The sequence below is a fragment of the Leeuwenhoekiella palythoae genome, from assembly GCF_900130045.1.
Taxonomy (GTDB): Bacteria; Bacteroidota; Bacteroidia; order Flavobacteriales; family Flavobacteriaceae; genus Leeuwenhoekiella; species Leeuwenhoekiella palythoae.
This window is the reverse complement of record NZ_FQXT01000006.1, coordinates 61,317-83,357: the sequence shown is the minus strand read 5'-3', so window position 1 is coordinate 83,357 and position 22,041 is coordinate 61,317. Positions and strand designations below refer to the sequence as shown.

25 protein-coding genes and 3 tRNA genes are annotated in these 22,041 nt (G+C 40.1%); 14 read left to right on the top strand and 14 right to left on the bottom strand.

Translation table 11 applies throughout. The features are described from left to right. Positions 1-177 precede the first annotated feature (177 nt). Both tsaD and BUA96_RS15270 read left to right on the top strand, forming a co-directional pair. Positions 178-1,215 (top strand): tRNA (adenosine(37)-N6)-threonylcarbamoyltransferase complex transferase subunit TsaD, encoded by a 1,038-nt coding sequence (tsaD, locus tag BUA96_RS15275; protein ID WP_072984557.1) that lies wholly within the window; start codon positions 178-180, stop codon positions 1,213-1,215. Between the two features lie 2 nt (positions 1,216-1,217). After that, positions 1,218-1,931 (top strand): 16S rRNA (uracil(1498)-N(3))-methyltransferase, encoded by a 714-nt coding sequence (locus BUA96_RS15270; protein ID WP_072984555.1) that lies wholly within the window; start codon positions 1,218-1,220, stop codon positions 1,929-1,931. Here BUA96_RS15270 and holA read toward each other — a convergent pair whose 3' ends face one another. Then, the gene (gene holA / locus BUA96_RS15265; RefSeq protein WP_072984553.1) at positions 1,932-2,963 is read right to left on the bottom strand and encodes a DNA polymerase III subunit delta; all 1,032 of its coding nucleotides are present in this window, start codon (positions 2,961-2,963) and stop codon (positions 1,932-1,934) included. A gap of 101 nt (positions 2,964-3,064) precedes the next feature. Here holA and BUA96_RS15260 point away from each other — a divergent pair, with 101 nt between their 5' ends. From BUA96_RS15260 to BUA96_RS15250, 3 genes are all read left to right on the top strand, one after another. Further along, on the top strand, positions 3,065-3,511 hold the full coding sequence (locus BUA96_RS15260; RefSeq protein ID WP_072984904.1) for a type I restriction enzyme HsdR N-terminal domain-containing protein: 447 nt from the start codon (positions 3,065-3,067) through the stop codon (positions 3,509-3,511). After that, positions 3,508-4,506: a glycosyltransferase family 2 protein gene (locus BUA96_RS15255; RefSeq protein WP_072984551.1), complete on the top strand. Its 999-nt coding sequence runs from the start codon at positions 3,508-3,510 to the stop codon at positions 4,504-4,506. Before BUA96_RS15260 ends, BUA96_RS15255 begins: the two co-directional genes overlap by 4 nt. 90 nt (positions 4,507-4,596) lie before the next feature. Next, a complete protein-coding gene (locus BUA96_RS15250) occupies positions 4,597-5,427 on the top strand; it encodes an OmpA/MotB family protein (protein ID WP_072984549.1) in 831 nt (276 codons plus the stop codon). Positions 5,428-5,597: 170 nt separating this feature from the next. On the opposite strand, the gene BUA96_RS15245 is transcribed toward BUA96_RS15250, so the two are convergent. From BUA96_RS15245 to tgt, 9 genes are all read right to left on the bottom strand, one after another. Continuing rightward, a complete protein-coding gene (locus BUA96_RS15245; RefSeq protein WP_072984547.1) occupies positions 5,598-6,215 on the bottom strand; it encodes an L-threonylcarbamoyladenylate synthase in 618 nt (205 codons plus the stop codon). Positions 6,216-6,221: 6 nt separating this feature from the next. Further along, the gene (locus BUA96_RS15240) at positions 6,222-6,431 is read right to left on the bottom strand and encodes a hypervirulence associated TUDOR domain-containing protein (RefSeq protein WP_072984545.1); all 210 of its coding nucleotides are present in this window, start codon (positions 6,429-6,431) and stop codon (positions 6,222-6,224) included. A gap of 97 nt (positions 6,432-6,528) precedes the next feature. After that, positions 6,529-7,068, bottom strand: coding sequence for a DUF922 domain-containing protein (locus BUA96_RS15235; protein WP_072984544.1), 540 nt, complete (start codon positions 7,066-7,068; stop codon positions 6,529-6,531). Then, complete coding sequence (locus tag BUA96_RS15230) at positions 7,069-8,253, bottom strand: asparagine synthetase B (RefSeq protein WP_072984542.1); 1,185 nt, start codon at positions 8,251-8,253, stop codon at positions 7,069-7,071. A gap of 279 nt (positions 8,254-8,532) precedes the next feature. Further along, complete coding sequence (gene dnaB, locus BUA96_RS15225; protein WP_072984540.1) at positions 8,533-10,095, bottom strand: replicative DNA helicase; 1,563 nt, start codon at positions 10,093-10,095, stop codon at positions 8,533-8,535. 169 nt (positions 10,096-10,264) lie between these two features. Next, positions 10,265-11,218 (bottom strand): acetyl-CoA carboxylase carboxyltransferase subunit alpha, encoded by a 954-nt coding sequence (locus BUA96_RS15220; protein ID WP_072984538.1) that lies wholly within the window; start codon positions 11,216-11,218, stop codon positions 10,265-10,267. Positions 11,219-11,305: 87 nt separating this feature from the next. After that, positions 11,306-12,220 carry a DMT family transporter gene (locus BUA96_RS15215; RefSeq protein WP_072984536.1) on the bottom strand — a complete coding sequence of 305 codons (915 nt, stop codon included), beginning with the start codon at positions 12,218-12,220 and terminating at the stop codon, positions 11,306-11,308. Next, a complete protein-coding gene (locus BUA96_RS15210; RefSeq protein WP_072984534.1) occupies positions 12,207-13,283 on the bottom strand; it encodes an LptF/LptG family permease in 1,077 nt (358 codons plus the stop codon). Before BUA96_RS15210 ends, BUA96_RS15215 begins: the two co-directional genes overlap by 14 nt. Beyond that, positions 13,284-14,414: a tRNA guanosine(34) transglycosylase Tgt gene (gene tgt / locus BUA96_RS15205; RefSeq protein ID WP_072984532.1), complete on the bottom strand. Its 1,131-nt coding sequence runs from the start codon at positions 14,412-14,414 to the stop codon at positions 13,284-13,286. A 197-nt stretch (positions 14,415-14,611) separates the two neighbouring features. Here tgt and BUA96_RS15200 point away from each other — a divergent pair, with 197 nt between their 5' ends. From BUA96_RS15200 to BUA96_RS15190, 3 genes are all read left to right on the top strand, one after another. Beyond that, positions 14,612-15,457, top strand: a complete 846-nt coding sequence (locus BUA96_RS15200; RefSeq protein WP_072984530.1) for a transketolase — start codon at positions 14,612-14,614, stop codon at positions 15,455-15,457. 85 nt (positions 15,458-15,542) lie between these two features. Continuing rightward, positions 15,543-16,496 (top strand): transketolase family protein, encoded by a 954-nt coding sequence (locus BUA96_RS15195; RefSeq protein WP_072984528.1) that lies wholly within the window; start codon positions 15,543-15,545, stop codon positions 16,494-16,496. Positions 16,497-16,610: 114 nt separating this feature from the next. Beyond that, entirely contained in the window at positions 16,611-17,195 is a 585-nt protein-coding gene (locus BUA96_RS15190) for an outer membrane beta-barrel protein (RefSeq protein ID WP_072984526.1), read from the top strand. 107 nt (positions 17,196-17,302) lie between these two features. On the opposite strand, the gene BUA96_RS15185 is transcribed toward BUA96_RS15190, so the two are convergent. Then, positions 17,303-18,199 carry an FKBP-type peptidyl-prolyl cis-trans isomerase gene (locus BUA96_RS15185; RefSeq protein WP_233430662.1) on the bottom strand — a complete coding sequence of 299 codons (897 nt, stop codon included), beginning with the start codon at positions 18,197-18,199 and terminating at the stop codon, positions 17,303-17,305. An 85-nt stretch (positions 18,200-18,284) separates the two neighbouring features. Here BUA96_RS15185 and BUA96_RS15180 point away from each other — a divergent pair, with 85 nt between their 5' ends. The 3 genes from BUA96_RS15180 to BUA96_RS15170 are packed head-to-tail and all read left to right on the top strand — an operon-like array spanning position 18,285 to position 19,760. Beyond that, on the top strand, positions 18,285-18,668 hold the full coding sequence (locus BUA96_RS15180; RefSeq protein WP_072984522.1) for an RNA-binding S4 domain-containing protein: 384 nt from the start codon (positions 18,285-18,287) through the stop codon (positions 18,666-18,668). After that, a complete protein-coding gene (locus BUA96_RS15175; RefSeq protein WP_084673196.1) occupies positions 18,658-19,257 on the top strand; it encodes a methyltransferase domain-containing protein in 600 nt (199 codons plus the stop codon). The genes BUA96_RS15180 and BUA96_RS15175 overlap by 11 nt, the downstream gene beginning before the upstream one ends. Then, positions 19,257-19,760, top strand: coding sequence for a phosphoribosyltransferase family protein (locus tag BUA96_RS15170; RefSeq protein WP_175546506.1), 504 nt, complete (start codon positions 19,257-19,259; stop codon positions 19,758-19,760). Before BUA96_RS15175 ends, BUA96_RS15170 begins: the two co-directional genes overlap by 1 nt. Here BUA96_RS15170 and BUA96_RS15165 read toward each other — a convergent pair. Further along, a complete protein-coding gene (locus BUA96_RS15165) occupies positions 19,752-20,270 on the bottom strand; it encodes a shikimate kinase (protein ID WP_072984518.1) in 519 nt (172 codons plus the stop codon). The genes BUA96_RS15170 and BUA96_RS15165 overlap by 9 nt on opposite strands. A 122-nt stretch (positions 20,271-20,392) precedes the next feature. On the opposite strand from BUA96_RS15165, the gene BUA96_RS15160 reads away from it, so the two are divergent. The 3 genes from BUA96_RS15160 to BUA96_RS15150 all read left to right on the top strand — a co-directional run bounded on the left by BUA96_RS15160 (position 20,393) and on the right by BUA96_RS15150 (position 20,735). Continuing rightward, a tRNA-Lys gene (locus BUA96_RS15160) sits at positions 20,393-20,465 on the top strand. A 53-nt stretch (positions 20,466-20,518) separates the two neighbouring features. Beyond that, positions 20,519-20,591, top strand: a tRNA-Lys gene (locus tag BUA96_RS15155). Between the two features lie 61 nt (positions 20,592-20,652). Next, positions 20,653-20,735 (top strand) — tRNA-Leu (locus tag BUA96_RS15150). A 101-nt stretch (positions 20,736-20,836) separates the two neighbouring features. On the opposite strand, the gene BUA96_RS15145 is transcribed toward BUA96_RS15150, so the two are convergent. Both BUA96_RS15145 and BUA96_RS15140 read right to left on the bottom strand, forming a co-directional pair. Beyond that, entirely contained in the window at positions 20,837-21,322 is a 486-nt protein-coding gene (locus BUA96_RS15145; RefSeq protein ID WP_084673187.1) for a cupin domain-containing protein, read from the bottom strand. Between the two features lie 11 nt (positions 21,323-21,333). Further along, positions 21,334-21,981 carry an SDR family oxidoreductase gene (locus BUA96_RS15140; RefSeq protein ID WP_072984516.1) on the bottom strand — a complete coding sequence of 216 codons (648 nt, stop codon included), beginning with the start codon at positions 21,979-21,981 and terminating at the stop codon, positions 21,334-21,336. Positions 21,982-22,041 lie beyond the last annotated feature (60 nt).

The window sequence follows — 22,041 nt, the reverse complement described above, 5'->3', positions numbered from 1 at the left end:
TAAAAACACAAAACTAAAGCCTTAATTTTATTGAAACACAGCATACGTACTTAGGAACGGCAAAACTTCTGTTTTAGACGAATTGCTCAACCCTTACTATTTAAAGGAAACCTATAAATAGCTACTACCGAATTTTCGAGTAAAAGTACATTAACATTCCCTATACCTTGCGACCTAATGTCAAAAAATAACACCTATATCCTTGCTATAGAATCTTCTTGTGATGATACAGCGGCTGCTGTGCTTCACAACGACAAAACCCTTGCAAATGTTGTGGCGGGCCAGGCTGTTCACGAGCAATATGGCGGTGTGGTTCCTGAGCTAGCTTCACGCGCCCATCAACAAAATATTGTTCCTGTGGTGCACGAGGCGCTGCGCAAGGCAAATGTAAAAAAAGAAGACCTTAATGCGATTGCTTTTACCAGTGGTCCCGGACTTATGGGTTCGTTACTCGTAGGGACCTCTTTTGCAAAGTCTTTGGCGATGGGATTAGACATTCCGTTGATCGATGTAAATCATATGCAGGCGCATATTCTTGCTCATTTTATTGAAGAAGAGGGTTACGATAAACCAGAGTTTCCATTTCTGGCGATGACGATTTCCGGCGGACATACCCAAATTGTTCGTGTGGACAGTTATTTTGATATGACGGTAATTGGTCAAACCTTAGATGATGCGGTGGGCGAAGCTTTTGATAAAAGTGCCAAAATTCTTGGCCTTCCTTACCCCGGCGGACCATTGATCGATAAATACGCGCAACTAGGAAATCCTAAGGCATACAAATTCACTAAACCGAAAGTAGGCGATCTGGATTTTAGTTTTAGCGGACTCAAAACAGCGGTGCTTTATTTTTATCAGAAAGAGGTCGCCGCAGATCCTGATTTTGTTGAGAAAAACCGCAATGATATCTGTGCGTCCATTCAGCATACGATCATTAATATTTTGATGGATAAAATCAAGAAAGCGGTAAAGCAAACCGGCATTAAACAAGTGGCCATCGGCGGCGGGGTTTCAGCAAACAGCGGGATCCGTAAAGCGCTTAAAGACGCAGAGCAGAAATATGGCTGGAAAACTTTTGTCCCCAAATTTGAGTACACCACAGACAATGCAGCGATGATCGGGATCGTTGGATACCTCAAATACCTTGAGGAAAATCTAGCCGAAACCGGTTATACAGATACCAAAGTAATGGCGCAATCACGTCTAAAAATTTAAGTATGCAACTCTTTTATCATCCCGAAATTGCTGCGGAAGCTAAAGAAGCAACGTTTCCTAAAGACGAAAGCAAGCATATTATTAAAGTACTGCGTAAACGTACCGGTGACGTGCTGGATATCACCAACGGGGCTGGAAACTTCTTTAAAGCCGAAATCATCGTAGCTAGTCCGTCAAACTGTACGGTTAAGATCTTAGAAGTAACCTCAGAACAGCCACTACCCTATCATTTACATCTGGCTGTTGCGCCAACAAAGTTGAATGATCGTTTTGAGCTCTTTCTCGAGAAAGCCACTGAAATAGGAATTTCAGAAATCTCTCCTATTATTTGTGATCATAGCGAGCGTAAAGTCATTAAAGAAGAACGTTATGAGCGTATCATTCAAAGTGCTATGAAGCAATCATTGAAAGCGCATATTCCTAAACTGAATGAAGCGCAATTCTTCAGTGATTTTTTAGAGGCTGCAAAACATTTCAACGGAGATCGCTTTATCGCGCATTGTGAAGAAACTAACAGATTTTCGCTCAAACAAAAACTTCAGCCTAAAAGAGATGTTTTAATCTTAATAGGTCCTGAAGGAGATTTTTCGCCTAGCGAAATAGAGCAAGCCATTCAAGCCGGATTCAGCCCTGTAATGCTTGGAGAAAGCCGCCTACGCACCGAAACTGCCGCAATTGTAGCAACGCACAGTGTTGCTTTTGTAAACGAGGTTTAATTAAGACATAATTTGGACCAAAAGCTCTTTGAGCAAATCTCCCTGCGAAAGGTTATAAGCGCCAACGCCTTTACTTTTCACATCTGCCGTGCGTAATAAATTGACAATGTGGCTCACTTTTTTCATCGGGTAATTACGCGCTGCATCTACATACTGGCCAACAAAATAAGGATTTACTTTTAGCGCTTTTGCAACGGTGCTCTTGTCTTTACTGGGCAAACCGTGATAGATCAATAAATTCTGAAAGAAGCTAAAAAGCAAAGCAATGGTTACGACCATCGGGTTATCCTTAGGATTCTGACTAAAATAATTGATGATACGATGCGCTTTTACCACATCTTTTTCACCAATGGCGCGCTGCAACTCAAAGTTGTTAAAATCTTTACTGATCCCGATATTTTCTTCTACCGCAAGTGGCGTGATCGTGCTGCCCTCAGGAAGAATTAGCCGGAGTTTTTCTAATTCGTTATTGATCTTCGATAAGTCGGTTCCTAAAAACTCTACAAGCATATGCGCCGCTTTGGGTTCTACGGTGTAGCCTTTGCCAGACATCACACGCCGAATCCAGTCGCCCACTTGATTTTCATAAAGCTTCTTACTTTCAAAGATGAGTCCGCTCTTGGCAATTTCCTTATAAACCCGCTTGCGTTTATCAAGCTTCTTGTACTTATAGCAAAACACTAAAACCGTAGTTGGCTGCGGATTTTCGGCGTAAGCCTCAAGTTTGTTCTTGCTTTTATCAGGTTGCGCCAGAATTTCACGAGACATATCCTGTGCTTCCTTTACGATAACCACTTGACGCTCTGCCATCATTGGGAAACGTTTGGCCTGCGATAGCACATCATCAAGAGACACATCGCGCCCGTAAAGCACCATCTGATTAAATCCCTTTTCTTCTTCGGTCAACACATTATCAGCAATATAATCGGCAAGCTGATCTATATAATAAGGTTCTTCTCCCATTAAAAAATAAATGGGTCTCAGATTGCCTTTTTTAATATCCTTTACAATGCGTGTAACTTCTTCTACCAAGGTTGTATTGAATCTCTTTATAAATGAATATCCCGATTGGGACGAAGTTTTAAAACTGATGCAGGCTTAAAAAATTCCGTAGGTTGATTACCTTTGAAACGATGCAAGAATTAAATTTTCCTCCATATGCCTTCAGGCTCAAAAGTAGCGAAAATAAACCGCTTATATTTGACCCTATTCGTAAAAAATTTGTGGTACTCACCCCGGAAGAATGGGTGCGGCAACACGTGGTAAAACATCTTTTAGCCGCGTATAAATATCCGTTATCGCTTATAAATGTTGAGAAAGAATTAAAGATCAATAACACCTCAAAACGTTATGATGGCGTTGTTTTTAATCCTGACGGAAGCATTTTTTTGATCATTGAATGCAAAGCCCCAAAGGTTAAAATCACACAGGAAACTTTTGATCAGATTGCGCGGTATAATCTCGCGGTAAAAGCAGAATATTTAATGGTGACTAACGGACTCAACCATTACTATTGTCAGATGGATTATGAAGCGAAAAAATATGTGTTCTTACGAGATATTCCGGTTTACAGCTTATGAAAACAGCCATCGTTATACTCAATTGGAACGGTAAAAAACTACTAGAAGAATTTTTACCCAGCGTCATCAAACATAGCGCGCATTTAGCGACCATTTATGTAGCCGATAATGCTTCAACCGATGCTTCTGTCGCTTTTGTACAGGCTGAATTTCCGCAAGTAAAAATCATTCAGAATGCTTCAAATGGCGGCTATGCCAAAGGCTATAATGACGCCTTGCAATACTTGGACGAAGAGCTTTTGATCCTGATGAATAGTGATATTAAAACAACTTCCGGTTGGCTTGAAACTATGATCAAAGCTTTTGAAACAGATTCAAATCTGGGGGCTGCCCAACCAAAACTTTTAGATCTAAAAAAGAAAACACACTTTGAATATGCGGGTGCTGCCGGAGGATTTCTAGATTCTTTAGGATATCCTTTTTGTCGCGGACGCATATTTGACACCTGTGAAGAAGACACCGGGCAATACAATGATTCTTTAGAAATTTTCTGGGCGACTGGCGCTTGTTTAGCCGTGCGAAAATCAGTTTTTTGGCAGGCCGGCGCTCTTGATGAAGATTTCTTTGCACATCAGGAAGAAATTGATCTGTGCTGGAGAATAAAGAATCTGGGGTATTCTATTCAATATATAGGAGAAAGTGTGGTGTATCACCTAGGCGGAGCCACGCTAGAGCAAATGAATCCGAAAAAAACCTTTTTGAATTTTAGAAATAACCTGATGCTTTTATTAAAAAACGTAGCAGGTTTTAAGGTTTACCCTATTCTATTTGCGAGAATGTGCCTCGACGGAATCGCCGCTTTTAAATTCTTAACAGAAGGAAAACCGAAACATTTTACAGCAGTGCTCAAAGCGCATTTCAATTTTTATGCCCAAATTCCCAAATTGCTTAACAAGCGTGCGCGCACTTCAGGAAATCAGCCCTACGCCAAGGTCAAATCTATCGTCTGGGAGTATTTCATAAGGAAAAATATGCACTACACCGACATATTTTAACAAAATCTAAAGTATTGTTAAGGTTGGGCAATTAGGCACGAATTTTAATACATTTGACGTTACTAAAAATTAAAGATAACAACTGAAATTATGAGAAAATTAATGATGGTATCGGCATCAGCGCTGGTACTTCTTTCCTCTTGTGTATCTCAAAAGAAATATGCTGCATTAGAGGCAAAACAAAAAGAAACGCAGGATATGCTTAACACAGCAACCGTAAAACTTAACGCTTGTTTAGCGCAGAGTGAAACGATGAAAGAGCAGATCACTGACCTAAGAAGTGCAAATAACAATTTGATCAATACGCAAGGAAACTTGACTACACTTTCAGCTAAAGGTGCTGAAAACTTAGAGAAGTCTCTTGAGCAAATGAAAGAAAAAGACCTTCAGATCAAAGCATTCCGTGATGCGATGAACCGTAAGGATTCTGTAACGCTTGCTCTTGTTACCAGCTTAAAAGGAGCCATAGGTAACCTTAACGACGAAGACATCGAGATCAACGTTGAGAAAGGTGTTGTTTATGTTTCTATCTCAGACAAATTATTATTTAACAGTGGTCGTTGGGATGTAACTAACCGCGCTAAAGAAGTTCTTGGTAAAGTTGCAACTGTAGTTAAAAACAAGCCAGACATCGAGTTTATGGTAGAAGGTCACACAGACAGTAAACCAATTAGTACTTCAGTAATTGAAGATAACTGGGATCTTAGTGTGAAGCGTGCAACTTCAGTAGTGCGTATTCTTCAAGAAGAATTTGGTGTACCACCAGAGCGTATGGTTGCAGCAGGTAGAAGTTACTACGTGCCTTTAGCTAGCAATGATACTGCAGAAGGTCGTGCTCGTAACCGTAGAACACGTATCGTTGTTCTTCCTAAACTAGACCAATTCTACAAAATGATTGAAGAGGGAATGCCTAAAAACTAAAAAGCTTTAGTTTTAAAATATTAAAACCCGGTCAAATGACCGGGTTTTTTATTGGCATCAGCCAAAGATTTCCTATTTAAAGTCTACATCTAATCTAAATTAAAGCTCTACCCAAAGTCTCAAGAAATTGCTCTGGAATCGTGTAGTGCTCTCAAATTAATGAGTGAATTCTAAATCGTAAGATCTCCTTTACCTTCTCTAATTAAAACAGCCTCACCACTAGTCAAGTCAATCACTGTAGAAGGAATATTACCTCCATAACCGCCATCAACCACAACATCTACAAGCTTGTCCCATTTTTCAAGAATAAGCTCTGGATCTGTAGTGTACTCAATCACATCATCTTCATCATAAATCGAAGTTGAAATAATGGGATTCCCAAGATGCTTCACAATAGCACGAGCGATGTTGTTATCCGGCACTCGTATCCCAACAGTTTTCTTCTTTTTAAACACAGTAGGCAAATTATTGTTCCCAGGAAGAATAAAGGTGTAAGGTCCCGGCAATGCCCGTTTCAATAATTTAAATGTTGGCGTATCTATCTGCCGCACATAATCTGAAAGATTACTCAAATCTTCACAGATAAAAGAGAAATTAGCTTTCGCCAATTTTACTCCGCGCAACTGTGCAACCCGCTCCAATGCTCGATTGCTGGTAATGTCGCAACCCAAACCGTATACCGTATCTGTGGGATAAATGATCACCCCGTCATTTTTTAAAACCTCAACAATACGTTTGATCTCACGTTCGCTGGGGTTTTCGTCATAAAGTTTTATAAACTCTGCCATTCGTTATTATGCTTTCTCTACTTCGCTTTCTAATTTTAAAACAGTAGAACCATCTTCCTGCTTGATTAAAAGCGCTTTATTGCCTTGTTCTCCTTTTCGGGTAATTTCGCTACCATCAATTGTTTTGGTAATTTCTTTAGCGTAAGATTCTTTTACTTCGCCTTTTGCGGTACCGTTACCCCATTTCCATTGTACTGTACTTCCTTCTCGTATCATAGTTTTTCTTTTAAAGTTAGCCGAGAACTTCGGGAAACTTAAATTTTCTAACACAAGATTAACGCCTATTACATAAGAAACCTTAAAATCAAGCGTTTCAATCGGCCCAATGCCTGTACTTACGCAGTAAAGCTTCTACATTGAACTCCCAGCGCCGTTCAGCCTCCCGATTTACGGAGTGTTCTGTTTCTGCATCAAACTGCTGTTGCATGTTCCGACGGCTACTTTCGATCTTCTTATAAATTTTCTGAATTTCAGCTTTAGAGTTTCGGGTAAATCGAAATTCTGCCACCGCCTTGCGAAACATTCGCGCGTGCACTTCAGAAATATCAAAATGCGTTTGCTCGTGTTTCAGCGTAAACTCATCTATGAGTTCCGGCTTGTACCACGAAAGTTTGGGATAAAAATTAGCTTTGATAATTGATTTTGAAGGATCAAGCACACCCGCTTTAGAAATCGTATATCGATGACTAATTCCTGTGTTAGCACTGGCAGAAAACCCGCTGTGCTCATCAGGTAACGCCTGGAAGTCTGACCACCTTAATGTATGCCCGGACCGCCACGGCATTCGTGCCGACTTTCTTTGGAGCCCGGCTAGCAAACACAGACAACACAGAAGCAGAACAGTACGTTTCATTTACGTTTTTTGTTTTTTCTTCTTTGCTGCCGGAAACAAAATATTATTGAGAATCAAACGGTATCCGGGACTTGTAGGATGCAATTTTAATTCTGTTTTGGGGTCACCCACGCGGTGCTGATAATCCTCAGGATCGTGACCGCCATAAAAGGTAAAAAAGCCTTTGCCTTTCACGCCGTGTATGTAGCGTGCTTCACCATTGGCTTTGTTCTCGCCCATAACTAGCACATTCGCTTTGATCTCTTTAGGATTATAAGCAGTGGTTTGCCCCATAAAACCTTTCACCAAAGCGGTGTGGTTCTGGCAGAGCATCGTAGGTACAGGATCCCATTTTGCCGAAAAACTTTTCAGACTAAAATAATCAGTATCTGCAGGAACTCTTCTAAACGGCGTCGTATCAATACTACTGAATTCATACTGCTGCGGATTTTTAACCAACGTGAAATCTGTAAAAGCAAAGGTGCGTTCAAAATTGATTTTTGACTGATAATTAGCCTCTGAAGCGTCACCGTCAAACATAGGTTCGCAAATATCAACTCCCGTTGCCGAAAGCGCAATATCAAAGCTATCAGTCGCGCTACACATCGCAAACATAAAACCGCCACCTATCACATAATCACTGATTTTAGTAGCAACTGCGAGCTTCGCTTTAGAAACTTTATCGTAACCCAATTCCGTCGCAAGAGCTTCGGCTTGTTTCTTTTCTTCGATATACCAGGAAGTCGCTCTGTACGAGCCGTAGAATTTTCCATACTGTCCGGTAAAATCCTCGTGATGTAAATGCAGCCAGTCATACAGCACGAGTTCGTCTGCCAGCACTTCGCGGTCATATATTTTATCGTAAGGTATTTCGGCATATTCTAAAACCATTGTAACCGCATCATCCCACGGCACCGAACTATCTGGTGTGTAGACCGCTATTTTAGGCGCTTTTTCTAGCACGATCGCTTCCATATTTTGCGACGGACTCTCAATTTCGGATAAAATACTTTCGGTTTTCGCATCGCTTAGAACTTCAAACGAAACTCCACGTATCTTACATTCTTTTTGAAGCTCTTCAGTATCCGGAAGTAAAAAAGCTCCACCTCTGTAATTGAGCAACCATTTAACTTTTTGTTGCTGTGCTAGTGTCCAATAGGTGATTCCGTATGCTTTTAAATGTTCTTTCTGACTTTCGGCATCCATTGGGATCAACACATAGGAAGCGCTCGCAGGAAGCGAAAAAACACACAAGCAAAGAAATAGAAAAAACCGTCGAAAAGTACAATATATATTCAAGCTCAAAACAAAAGTCTACTGATTTATGCTGTTGAAGTTACAACGATTCAAAGACTATGCCTAGTATTTAGCTAAGTTGATTTAATAAACTATACCAAAAACAACCTGGCTGTTTTCCCCTTAGCGGCTCCAATAAAAAAAGGAAGCCAAAACCGACTTCCTTTCTCTAATTATTCTCTTTAAATTCTAAAACGGAACCTCATCTTCTCCGTTTCGATCAAAGCCTCCATCATTCATCGAGCTTCCAAAAGCCTGATCAGGCGTTGGGAAACTGTCTGGAGTAAAGGTGTCATCGTTAGCTGCAGCATTTTGATTCATTGCAGATTCAAACTGATACGGAGTACTAAAATCATCAAGGTTGTCAAATTTACCAAGGTGCCCTAAGAACTTCAGCCTAATGTTTTCTAATCCACCATTACGGTGCTTCGCGATGATGAATTCGGCTTGGCCTTCTGTTGGGCTGCGCTCTTCGTCATCCCACTCATCAATCTTATAATACTCAGGACGATAGATAAACGATACAATATCAGCATCCTGCTCGATCGCACCAGATTCACGAAGGTCAGAAAGCAGCGGTCGTTTACTTCCACCACGCGTTTCAACCGCACGCGATAGCTGTGATAATGCGATCACCGGCACCATCAATTCCTTTGCGAGTGCTTTAAGGTTACGCGAGATCATTGAGATTTCCTGTTCACGGTTTCCACCCTTTTGACTACCACCGGCGGTCATCAACTGCAGGTAATCAATAATGATCATCTTAATCCCGTGTTGTGATGCCAGACGCCGTGCTTTTGCACGTAAATCAAAGATGGAAAGCGATGGCGTATCATCAATGAATAAAGGCGCTTTTTCTAAGCTCTTTACTTTGACATTGAGCTGTTCCCACTCGTGTTTTTCGAGTTTACCGGTTCGTAATTTTTCTGAAGACAAACCGGTTTCTGAAGATATCAAACGGGTAATCAACTGTACCGAAGCCATCTCCAGAGAGAAAAACGCCACCGGAATGTTTTGCCCTACTGCAATATTACGCGCCATAGAAAGCGTGAGTGCCGTTTTACCCATACCCGGACGTGCAGCAACGATAATTAAATCACTAGCCTGCCATCCTGAAGTCAATTTATCTAAACGATCAAAACCTGATGGAATCCCTGAAAGCCCTTCTTTGTTCGAGATCTCTTCAATCTTCTTTTTTGCCTGAATTACCAAACTCTGCGCGGTTTCAGAACTACGCTTAATGTTACCTTGAGTCACTTCGTAAAGTTTACTTTCGGCATTATCGAGTAAGTCGAAAACATCTGTGGTCTCGTCGTAAGCTTCTTCGATAATTTCATTTGAAATTTTAATCAAACTACGCTGAATGTATTTCTGAAGAATAATACGGGCGTGGTACTCAATATGTGCTGAAGACGATACTTTTTGAGTTAATTGAATCAAATAGTAATCGCCGCCGGCCTGGTCTAATTTCCCCATTTGCTTTAACTGCTGAGAAACAGTTAATAAGTCAATAGGCTCACCGTTTTCAAATAAAGCACGTACGGCATCATAAATATGTTGATGCGCATCTTTATAAAAAACTTCCGGACTTAAAATATCTATGATCTCATCTACACCTTTCTTATCGATCATCATCGCACCTAAAACAACTTGCTCTAAATCAATAGCTTGAGGTGGTAATTTACCGCGTTCTAAGGAGATCACATCTTTTTTAGGATTTATAAAATTGGGCTTGGTTTTCAGATTTTCCATGAGGGCGAATGTAAAAAATTTGCTTTGGCAGGTTCAACTTTTCAATACTGTCATTGTCCACCATAAGTTAACAAATAGCTTGTTGATAACTAAACATTCTTGTTAACAAGCATAAAAAAATCCGGAGTGCAAAACTCCGGAATTTTGTCGCAAGTGATGTTTAAGTGTATTAGCCTTTAAACACACCCATATTTGAATATTTATCCATACGTTTTTCAACCAAATCCTTTGGTGATAAGTTTTTAAACTCTTTAAACGCTTTTAAAATCTCTTCTTTTATTGTAGTGAAGGTCGCTTCGCGATCGCTGTGCGCCCCACCAAGAGGTTCTTTTACGATCTCATCAATAAGCTTTTGCTTCTTCATATCTTTTGCGGTAAGCTTTAAGGCATCTGCCGCTTGCTCTTTAAACTCCCAGCTTCTCCATAAAATCGAAGAACAAGATTCTGGAGAAATCACAGAATACCACGTATTCTCAAGCATCAATACTTTGTCTCCAACACCTATTCCTAAAGCTCCACCACTAGCTCCTTCCCCAATGATCACGACGATGATTGGCACTTTAAGACGGGTCATTTCAAGAATATTACGAGCGATCGCTTCTCCTTGACCGCGCTCTTCAGCTTCAAGACCCGGGTAAGCTCCCGGAGTATCGATAAAGCATACTACAGGAAGGTTAAATTTCTCTGCACTTTTCATAAGTCGCAGAGCCTTACGGTAGCCTTCTGGATTTGCCATACCAAAATTACGGTATTGACGTGTTTTTGTATTGAATCCCTTTTGCTGACCGATCAACATAAAACTTTGGTCGCCAATTTTACCTAAGCCACCTATCATCGCTTTGTCATCTTTGACATTGCGATCGCCGTGAAGTTCTAAAAAAGTATCCCCACAAAGCGCCTTGATATAATCTAATGTATACGGGCGATTAGGATGACGTGAAAGTTGAACTCGTTGCCAAGGTGTAAGATTTTTGTAAATCTCCTTCTTAGTATCAATGAGTTTTTTCTCTATTTGCTTACACGTATTGGTCACATCAACATCACTTTCCTGACCAATAAGTGAGCACTTCTGGAGCTGTTCTTCTAGCTCCTTAATAGGTTGTTCAAATTCTAAATATTCCATTTAGGGGAAATTTTTAGTTAGCTGACAAATATAAAGGTTTTAAAAAGCTTCTCCCAAACCCTTATCGGTTTTTAACCGGTCATTTTTTTAGTTTGTTTTTATCGTATTTAATGCACGAGCGGCCTTGCGTCTTCTGGCATTTTTTAAAATTCCGTTTAAAATTACCGTCAATAAAATAAGAATCGCTCCAAAATAAAATCCGGTATTCATTTGTTCAGCGTCGCCTAAAATGAGAAATGCGAGGATGATTCCATAAACCGGTTCCATATTTGTGGTGAGCATAATCGTATACGGCGTTAGATGCTTCATAACTTTCACAGAAGCAATAAATGCATAGGCGGTGCACACCGTAGCCAAAATTATAAGGTAGATCCAGTCTGTTTGCTGCACCTGAAAAAAGGAAGCGTCAAAACGATTAGTTACCGCCAGAAAAACAGTAATAAACAAGGCTCCGGTGAGCAGCTCATAAAAAGAGATCATCACCGAATCGTGCTTTTTAGCATATTTACCATTAAATAGCGTGAACAAGGCCGCCAGTAATGCCGAAATAAGCGCAACGATGATAGCTTCGGTGTAACGTGTTTCTACTTCAAAAATGAGATATAAGCCACCAATAACAAGCAAACCAAAAACGAGTTCATACCAGATGAGTTTCCGTTTATAAAAGATAGGCTCTAATATGCTTGTAAAGAAAGCACCAGTACTCATCATCGCCAAAGTGATAGAAACATTAGCGATTTTTACCGCGCCGAAAAACGTCAACCAATGCAAGGCTATTAGAACACCTACACCTGCAAGCTCTAAAACTGTTTTTCCTTTCGCCTTGAGCGAAATCCCTTTAATTTTTATGTAGACAAAAATTACCAGAGAAGCGATGAGCATACGATACCAAACCAATGCCGTAGCACCAATGCTGATCAAAGCACCCAGAACTGCCGTAAACCCCCAAATGAACACGATGACGTGAAAATGAAGGTAACTTTTAAGACTATCGTTTTGCACGGTTGAGAAGATAAACAGCTAAAATACCAAAAAGCACATTAGGCAGCCATACGGCAACCATAGGCGAAAAATCTGATTGCTCTGAAATGGTCCCAAAAACCTTATCAAAAAAGATAAATATAAAGGCTAGTGAAATCCCCAACGCCAGATTGATTCCCATTCCTCCCCGGCGCTTCATCGAAGAAACTGCAACGGCAATAATGGTTAAGATATAGGCACTTACCGGTAAACTGTAGCGTTTGTACAGCACCACTTCATACCTGTTGATCGCCGAAGAACCACGAGCACGCTCCTTATCTATAAACTCTCGTAGTCTCGGCGTCGTCAAAGTTTCCGCGATATATTCTAGCGGAGTGAGATCTTCTAGGTCAAAAGAAAATAAGGTGTCTAATTTTGGTTTTGAAATTAAAATATCACCCTCTTTACCTACAATTCGCTTTTTATAACCATTAAGGCGGTAGAGTGTATCTTCAGGACGGTAGACGATACTGCGCGCCTGAATTTTATATTGCAGCGTATTGTCTTCAAAATGTTCTAAAGTGAAGTTCTGCCCCATTTTGCTAGACGGTGTAAACCTACTCACGTAGATGTAATCGTGATCATTGATCTGGCGGTAAACATTTCGGGTTTCCCGTGCTGCCTTACCATTTTTGAGGTATTCATAAGTAAACTCATTAAACCCTCTACTGGCATTAGGCGCAAGATAAGTACCCAGAATATAAGCCCCGATACAAACCAGCGTTGCTCCTATAAGATAAGGTCGTAAAAACCTGTAAAACGAAACACCACTACTCAAAAATGCGATAACCTCAGTATTGTTTGCCAGTTTTGAAGTAAACCAAATCACCGACAGGAATAAAAACAACGGAAATAACAGATTGGCAAAATAGATGGTAAAATTGAGATAATAGATCGCTACCTCAACAAAAGGCACCTCGTTAGCTAACATCTTATCTATCTTCTCGGCGAGATTTACCGTGATCCCGATGGGGATAAATAAGAGCAGCATTCCTATAAAAGTGCCCAGATAACGCTTCAGTATGTACCAATCAAGGATTTTCATCTAAAGTCTTTTATCCATTTGTTTTACCATTTTTTCTTTCCAGCTGTAAAAATCTCCGGCAATAATATGTTTTCGGGCTTCGCGTACCAGCCACATATAGAAACCAAGATTATGAATGGTGCCTATCTGACGCCCTAAAATTTCGTTCACACTAAATAAATGACGCACATAGGCTTTAGAGTACGCGGTATCTACCCAAGTCGTTCCGTCAGGATCAAGCGCAGAAAAATCAGCTTCCCACTTTTTATTTTTAATATTTATCGTACCGTGTTGTGTAAACAAAGTTCCGTTGCGCCCGTTACGCGTAGGCATTACGCAGTCAAACATATCTATACCTAACGCAATATTCTCTAAAATATTGATAGGTGTTCCCACACCCATCAAATACCGTGGTTTATCTTCCGGAAGGATTTCAGTCACTACTTCGGTCATCGCGTACATTTCTTCCGCCGGCTCCCCTACTGAGAGTCCGCCAATGGCGTTACCCACTGCTCCCGAGTTAGCAATATATTCTGCAGATTGTTTCCGCAGATCCTTATACGTACTTCCCTGAACAATAGGAAAAAACGCTTGATCATAACCGTATTTCACCGGAGTTTTAGCCAAGTGGTTGATACAGCGATCTAACCATCGATGCGTCATATGCATCGAGCGTTTTGCGTAATTATAATCGCAAGGATACGGCGTACACTCATCAAAAGCCATAATAATATCGGCGCCAATACTACGCTGAATTTCCATCACACGCTCTGGTGTAAACATATGAAATGAGCCATCGATGTGTGATTTAAACTTCACACCTTCTTCTTTGATCTTTCGATTTGCAGAAAGTGAATAAACTTGATACCCGCCACTATCGGTTAGAATGTTTCGGTCCCAATTCATAAACTTATGCAAGCCACCGGCCTTCTCGAGGATTTCGGTTTGTGGTCTTAAATATAAATGGTAGGTGTTTCCTAAAATTATATCAGGATTTATATCTTGTTCTAGCTCCCGCTGATGCACCCCTTTTACCGTGGCAACGGTGCCCACAGGCATAAAAATTGGGGTTTCAATGGTTCCGTGATCGGTGGTGATTGCTCCTGCACGCGCCTTACTGGCAGCGTCTTTTGTGACAAGATTAAATAGCATAGTATAATTTAGAGCGGCAAAGATAAAACTATTTAATAGATAGTCTTGATACAGAAAAGCACAAGATAAGTGCGAATTTTACACTTAAAATATCAATCTTCTTAAATTTCCTTAAAAGCTTAGTAATATATGGGTTATTGATTGTAATACGTGTTTAAAATGGGTATTTTTGAACTTCAAATTTTAACTTAATTAAAATGCCAAACACAAAACAATTAGAAGATTTTGTCTCTCAGGTAAGAAGAGACATCGTAAGGCAAGTACACCAAGTGAGTTCTGGGCATCCGGGAGGATCTTTAGGCTGTACTGAATTTTTTGTAGCCTTATATCAAGAAGTAATGAAACGTAAAGAAGGTTTTGATATGGACGGAAAGGACGAAGATCTATTCTTCCTGTCTAATGGACATATTTCTCCTGTATTTTACAGCGTTTTGGCTCGTTCTGGCTATTTTCCGGTTGAAGAATTAAATACGTTTAGAAAAATAGATTCTCGTTTACAGGGTCACCCAACAACTCACGAAGGCCTGCCAGGCATTCGCATCGCTTCAGGTTCTCTAGGACAAGGAATGAGTGTTGCTCTTGGGGCTGCTCAAACTAAAAAATTAAATGGTGATGACAGCCTTGTTTATTCCCTTCACGGTGACGGTGAATTACAAGAAGGTCAAAACTGGGAAGCAATTTTATATGCTGCCGGTAACAAGGTAGATAACCTAATTGCTACTATTGACCTCAACGGTCAGCAAATTGATGGAAGCACTGACGATGTGTTGAACATGGGTAGTGTACGTGCTAAATTTGAAGCTTTTGGCTGGGACGTTTTAGATGTTGAAAAAGGAAATGATATCGAAGCGATTATCGCTGGTCTCAACGAAGCTAAATCACGCACCGGTAAAGGAAAACCAGTTTGTATTTTACTACATACCATTATGGGACACGGTGTTGACTTTATGATGAATGGTCACGCGTGGCACGGTAAAGCGCCTAATGATGAGCAATTAGAAAAAGCACTAGCGCAAAACCCTGAAACTTTAGGGGATTACTAATTGACACCCATCAAAAAGAAACTATTAACCTTAAAAATTACCCCGAATATATTTTACTCATAACGAATAAAATGGGGTCAGAAATATGAAAAAATTCACAAATTCAGGAAATATAGATACACGTTCTGGTTTTGGTGCAGGTATGGACGAATTGGGCAAAACTCATGAAGATGTTGTGGCGCTTTGTGCGGACCTTACCGGCTCTTTAAAACTGAACGACTTTGCTAAAAACCATCCAGAACGCTTTTTTCAAACCGGTATCGCAGAAGCTAATATGATTGGTATGGCTGCCGGTATGACCATAGGCGGAAAAATACCTTACGCAACATCTTTTGCAAACTTTGCAACTGGTCGTGTGTATGATCAAATTCGTCAAAGTGTTGCGTATTCTGGAAAAAATGTAAAAATATGTGCTTCTCACGCCGGTCTTACTCTTGGTGAAGATGGAGCAACGCACCAGATTCTTGAAGATCTAGGTTTAATGAAAATGTTACCGGGAATGACCGTGATCAACCCTTGTGACTTTAACCAAACTAAAGCAGCCACCATTGCGATCGCAGATCACGACGGACCGGTTTACTTACGTTTTGGTAGACCTAGCGTTCCTAACTTTACTGAAGCTGACGGAAAATTTGAAATCGGTAAGGCATTGCACCTTGTTGAAGGTTCTGATGTAACCATTTTAGCGACCGGTCACCTGGTATGGCACGCTCTAGAAGCTGCCGAAGCACTTGAGGAAAAAGGAATCAGCGCAGAGGTTATTAACATCCACACCATCAAGCCACTTGATGATGAAGCTATTTTAAATTCTATAAAAAAGACACGTTGTGTAGTAACTTGTGAAGAGCACAATTACTTAGGTGGTCTTGGCGAAAGCGTTTCTGGCTTGCTTGCTAAAAACGATCCTGTTTACCAAGAATTCGTAGCAACCAATGATACTTTTGGTGAGAGTGGAACTCCTGCTCAACTTATGGAAAAATACGGCCTTAATACTAAATCTATTGTAGAAGCCGTTAATAGAGTGCTAGCTAAGAAGTAAGCACTTTTATAGATTCTATTCCTAAAAATGTTTGCTTCTATCAGCTAGTTTAAGGCGATCTTTACAGATCTCTTTTAACTTTAACCGCTCAATTTTGAGCTAAACTTAACTGATATGAAAAGAGCATTTTTAGGAATTTTATTTTTAGCCGTGTCGTTTGCACACGCACAATCAGATCCTGGTTTTGGAATTAAAGCCGGTCTTAACTACGGAGGCACAGGAGACATTAGCGACTCTGCCGAAAACGCTTATCAAGACCCAAGTAGCGATATAGGCTATCACGTGGGGGTCTTTGGGCGTACAGGAGAAAAACTCTTCTTGCGACCAGAACTTGTTTATACCAAGCTCAATTCTACCTATGAAGATGATGATTTTAGCATGCAAAAGCTAGACCTACCAGTTCTAGTAGGTCTTGAAGTTATTGGGCCACTACAAGTTTTTGCAGGTCCTGCTTTTCAATACATTTTAGATACCGAGTATGACGGCATCACCCTGGGAGATGTAAAAAACGATTTTACAGTAGGTCTCAATGTGGGCGCAGCAATCGCTTTAGGAAAACTTGGCGTTGACTTACGCTATGAGCGTGGTTTTGGTGATAACGAAGCAGAGTTTTTAGATTCTAACGGAATCATCACTTCAGGATCAAGAATAGACACACGACCTGATCAACTTATTTTAAGTGTATCACTTAATTTATAATCATGTTCATAAGGTAAGCCACAGAGTGCTAAAATCTTTGGTGGCACCAATAAAAAGCCCGTTATCAAAAATGATAACGGGCTTTTTTATTTCCTTTTATGGTTTTCTTACCCTATATCTGGATCTAAATAATCATCAAGACCATCATTATTTGAGTCAATGTATATGGTATTTCCATCTTCATCAAAATCCAGTTCATCGCGCGTAGACGTTCCGTCACCATCATCATCAGTATCTAAATAATCTGGAACATTATCTCCATCAGTATCATCTCCTAATTCGTTTACATAATGATTACCATTGATGTCTTCCTTCCAGTTAGGAACCCCGTCATTATCATTATCTGAATCCTCTACCGCACGATAAAGATCAAAGGTGAACACAAGATCTGAATATGCCGAAAAACCTGTCCCAGAACTATTAAAATACCCTAGTCCGCTTGGAATAAAAACAGCTCCAATGCCATAATCATCTCCAAAGCTGTATGTACCATCAGCGTTTTGAGTAAACTGCGTACCGGCTTTCAATTCACTTACTCCGTTAGCAAAACCAAAAACCACCTGAGTTAAATCAAACCAAACCGGCGTAACTGAAGCATCAAAACGATCTCCGCCTACAACACTTCCTTGATAGTTCACAAAAGTTGAGTCGGCAAAAGTAGGCTGCACTCCTGCTCCCTCACGAGCTTTTAAAATGTATAGTTCGTAATCAGTATCTTCAAAAGTATATTGACGTGTGATCACCTGACTAGAAAGTGGTGTCTTATCAGCATTAGCTCCGCTAATCGTATCAAAACGAATTTTGAAATCAAAGTCAGCAGCAGGCGTTTCAAATTCCTCATAATTATAAAAGTGCGTATCAAGATAAGCTCTCAAGTTGGCCGAACTTTCTACTTGCACTTCCCCCCGATCACGAACTTCGATCTCTGTAGTTCCGTCGTCATCTTTTTTACAAGAAACAAAAAATAAAAGGCCCATAACCGCCACAAACACTTTTCTTACCATAGTCATCATATTGCTTTTAGGTCGCGCAAGATACAATTTTACGCTATTTTTGTATTGTTAAAAACGAGCTTTAAAGCAATAGATTATGCGAGTTGACAAATATTTGTGGTGTGTGAGATACTTTAAAACACGTTCTATAGCTACAAATGCCTGTAAGAAAGGACAGGTAAAAATTAATGATGTTGCAGTGAAGCCTTCGCGAGAAGTGTTTCCATCAGACACCATTCAAGTAAGAAAAAATCAAATTAACTATGTCATTGAGGTCTTAGACCATCCGCCTAGTCGCGTGGGAGCCAAATTGGTTGGCCTCTACTGCGTTGATAAAACTCCTGCTGAAAACCTTGAAAAACTAGATCTTTTAAAATATTCACAGGATTATTATCGAAAAAAAGGAACCGGGCGGCCCACTAAAAAAGATCGGCGTGATCTTGATGACTTTTACGAAAACGACGACTTTTTTGAAGACTGATTTAAATAAAAATTATTGGGAGCACAGGTATCAAAATGATCAAACGGGTTGGGACGCCGGCCAAGTGACTCAACCTTTAAAAGAATATACTGACCAGATCACTAACAAAGATTTAAAAATTCTTGTTCCTGGAGCTGGTTATGGCCACGAAGTGCTGCACCTAGCGCATTTAGGATTTGAAAATGTCACGGTAGTTGATTTTTCAGTTTCCGCGTTGCGAAATCTTAAAGCGCGCCTGCCGGAAAACTGTAACTATCAACTGATCGAAGGTGATTTTTTTGACCATAACGGCACGTATGATCTTATTTTAGAACAAACCTTTTTTTGTGCTTTAGAACCTGATTTAAGACCTAGCTATGTCCAACACTGCTTTGATCTATTAGCTGAAAAAGGCAAAATCGCTGGAGTCTTATTCAACTTTGAATTGACCGAAAAAGGACCTCCATTTGGCGGAAGCCTAACAGAATATCAAAACTTATTTACGCCTTATTTTGAATTTAGAACTTTAGAAGCCTGCTATAATTCTATAAAACCAAGACAAGGCAACGAACTCTTTTTTATCTTTGAAAAATCAACAACAGCTAAATGATGAAAATCGAGGTGCAAACCATTTTAGATCACGAAGACATTAAGAATAAAATTCGCCGAATTGCTTATCAGATCTACGAAAGCAACGTAGACGAAAAAGAAATTATTCTTGCCGGAATCGCACTTAACGGTTATGTTATTGCCGAGCGTTTAAAAGCAATTCTCGAGGAAGTTTCAGCGCTTCAATGTACCTTGTGCAAAGTTACAATGAATAAAACTGCTCCTCAAGGCACAGTTGAAACCTCTCTTAATGCATCAGAATACAAAGATAAATCTCTTGTGCTTATAGATGATGTCTTGAATTCCGGAACGACGCTGATTTACGGTGTAAAGCACTTTCTAGATGTACCTCTAAAACAATTTAAGACCGCTGTTTTAGTCAATCGTAATCATAAAAAATATCCGGTTAAGGCAGATTTTAAAGGTATCTCCTTGAGCACTTCACTTAATGAACGCGTTAAAGTGCGCTTCAAGCCCGGCAAAGACTCTGCGATCTTAGAATAGTTTTTGTTGCAATTGCGCGACGAGTTCGCCTACAGGCTCTCCTTTAACCATCAATTTGACAGCTGCTTGATTGTAGTAATAACTGCGCTCAAATAAGTGTTTCCGTATAAATTCTTCTAATTTTTCTGGAGTATCTTGATGTTTTAAAACAGGACGATGATCGCGTTGAGACCACAAACGCTGTGTTAATTCCGCAACGCCTACATTTATATAAACCGAAGTTCCTTCGGCCGCTTTAATGCGCTCCATTGCGTCTCCGTAACAAGGTGTACCGCCTCCCAGGCTTATAATTGTGTTATCATACCCCTGAAGCAATTCATTTAAATATTCTGACTCTTTTTTTCTAAAATAAATTTCACCGCGCTCCTCAAAAATTTTTGCAATAGATTTTCCTTCTTTTTCTTCAAGAAAATGATCAAAGTCGATAAAATTCATCTCCTGCTCTTGGGCCAAGATCTTCCCTAAGGTAGACTTTCCTGAACCCATATAGCCTATTAAATAGATTTTCATTTTAAAACATTACTGATTTTCAGAAGCCTATACCTGCTTCTTTAATTTTATTCAAATTTATCACAAAAAGGCTTGTGTAGATTAAAAAAATGGATGTATATTTGCAGCCGCATTTAAGGAAAGACTTGGTAGCTCAGTTGGTAGAGCATCTCCCTTTTAAGGAGAGGGTCCTGGGTTCGAGCCCCAGCCAAGTCACAAACCACATAAACCAGATTTTAACGTCTGGTTTTGTTTTTTAGTACACCATCGACTTGGTAGCTCAGTTGGTAGAGCATCTCCCTTTTAAGGAGAGGGTCCTGGGTTCGAGCCCCAGCCAAGTCACAAGAATTTAAACCAGATTTTGCCGTCTGGTTTTATTTTATAGTAATTTTGAATTAAACAGACCCGGGTGCTGAAATTGGTAGACAGGCACGGTTGAGGGCCGTGTGTACTTCGTACGTGTGGGTTCAAGTCCCATCCCGGGTACAACTAGAATTTAAAAAACCCTGTGAAATTAACACTTCACAGGGTTTTTTGGTTTTCTACTGATAAATCAACTAACCTGATTTCATACTTCAAATAGTAATCTACTCTGTGAATTCTGCGTCGCTTACAGGTTCAAACCATACGGAAGCTCCCATCTCTGTATTTGGAATCACAAAAATGTGGGTCATAGCTTCATCGGCTGAAGCGCCGTGCCAATGCTTTACATTTTTTGGCACTTTGATCACATCCCCTTTAACTATCGTTTCTTTGGCTTGGCCTTCAATCTGGTGATACCCTGTTCCTTCTGTAACCATTAAAATTTGTCCGCTAGGGTGATAATGCCAGTTGGTACGTGAGCCCGCTTCAAAAGTTACGCTACCCGATTTTGTAGTGTATATCGAATCTTCAGGAACTAACAAATTCATATAAACATCTCCCACAAACTTTTCCTTTGAGGTGCGGGTACCCTTATCAAAAATTTGTTCCTTCGATTGACTTTCGACTTCAAGATTTTTAGGAATGCTTTCTACACAAGAAAATAAAGTGAGCGTGAAGACCACAAAACAGATTGAAGTATATCGATTCATATGGAAAATGTTTAAAATTCTTTAATAGCATCCTCTATTCTTTGCTCGCCCTCGACCATTTCAAAAACGGCATTTTGCGCCACATCATCATTTAACACGTGAACCAACGTATAAGCAACATCGTCTCGGGTAACCTCGCCGTGCTCTACATCAAGTGCCGCTTCAATTTTACGCGTGCCTTCTTCATTTTTTAAAGTTCCGGGACGCACAATCGTATAGTTAAGTCCGCTATTCTTTAAATAATTATCTGCTTTACGTTTAGCCTCCAGATAGTGTTTCAGCGACTCGCTACTTTCAGGATTATCAGCGTTAATTGAACTTAGCATGATAAACTTTTTAACCTCAACATCTTTGCTCGCATCTATAAGTCGCTTGGCACCCTCCTGATCTACATCAATTGTTTTTTCAGGACCAGTGTCTCCGCCGGAACCCGCAGTAAAAATTACCTTATCAATACCTTTTACCGCTTTAGATAAATCCTTTTCTAAATCCCCTAAAACGGTGTCTATTCCTTGTATTTTAAATTGTTTTTGCTGTTCTTGTTTGCGCACCATAGCCACCGGGTTATAATATTGCGACTGATCGAGATAGCTTACGATCAATTTTCCGGTCGTTCCGTTTGCGCCTGCCACTAAAACATTTTCTTTACTGGTTTCCATAACATTAGTATTTTTTGCGGTTCAAGTATTCTTGGTTAAAGTTACTTAGCGCCCAAAAGG